We start from the raw sequence: 1007 nt of genomic DNA on the forward strand, positions 1-1007 counted from the left end.
AGCACTTTAGCGGCGGCAACCGATCGCGGCTCTGTCTCTTGGCGGGCAAGATCAAGCAGCACGCTGGCGACCTCGTCATCCGATCCGGTCAGGTCGGCCCCTGCGATAATATCGGCGCGGTTGTGGCGTGCGGCCAGATGGTCGGTGGCAGTATCGCTGGCGTCGTCCGACAGCGTATAGACCGTCGCCCCCTTTGCGCCGCCGTGCTGCAAACTGTCCGCATGGAGCGAGATAAACAGATCGCCTTCGGCCTGATGCGCAATGGCGACGCGGGTTTCAAGCGCGACGAAATGATCCGTGTCGCGCGTCATCACCACATCGACCCCATCGCGGACTAATGTGTCGCGCAGCGCTTGAGCAAAGGACAGCATCAGGTCTTTCTCCAGGATACCATCTGTTTCTGCCCCCGGATCAACGCCCCCGTGACCGGGGTCCAGCACCACCCGAAACGGCACCTCTTTCAGGTCGGCAACCGCCTTGGGCGGTGCGGCCAGCGCCATGGTCCACGCCGGATCAACGGGCGCACCGGCGGCGGCGGCAAACTCCTCGGGGGTGACGGATGTCAACGCGATCTCAAGCGTGGCGTGACCGGAACCCTTGTTGACCGGCATCCCGATCTCGCGCGGGATCATCGGTTCGGCCAGATCCGCGACAAGCCGCGACCAACCGGGCTGGAACGGGCCAAAGCGCAGACCGGTAATCCGTCCGGGTTCAGGCAGCAGGTCTTTGGTGTTCACACCGCTCCAGTCGGCCTCGCGGAAATCGACCACCAGCCGCGCCGGATCATCCAGCAAGAACACCCGAAACGGCACCCCTTGGCTTAGCCCAAGCGTCAGCGTCGTGCCCCCGAACCAACCATCCGAGATGGCGCTTTTGGCAGGGTCCACCCGCGCCAGCGCGGTCAGATCCTGCGCGGACGCTGGCAAGGACAGCGCGCAAACCGTTGCGATAATGGGAAGAATACGCATGCCTGTCACCGTTCTGCTCGGGGTGGTTGCGGCAGGGAT

The 1007-nt window shown here is 64.2% G+C and carries 1 protein-coding gene; it reads right to left on the reverse strand.

Going from position 1 to position 1007, the window contains the following annotated elements; translation table 11 throughout:
* A partial coding sequence (locus B3849_RS02725; RefSeq protein ID WP_286779787.1) for an N-acetylmuramoyl-L-alanine amidase occupies nucleotides 1–968 on the reverse strand: 968 nt, incomplete at its 3' end.
* Between the last annotated feature and the right edge of the window lie 39 nt (nucleotides 969–1007).

The sequence above is a fragment of the Sulfitobacter sp. UBA4523 genome, from assembly GCF_002388305.1.
Lineage (GTDB): Bacteria > Pseudomonadota > Alphaproteobacteria > Rhodobacterales > Rhodobacteraceae > Sulfitobacter > Sulfitobacter pontiacus.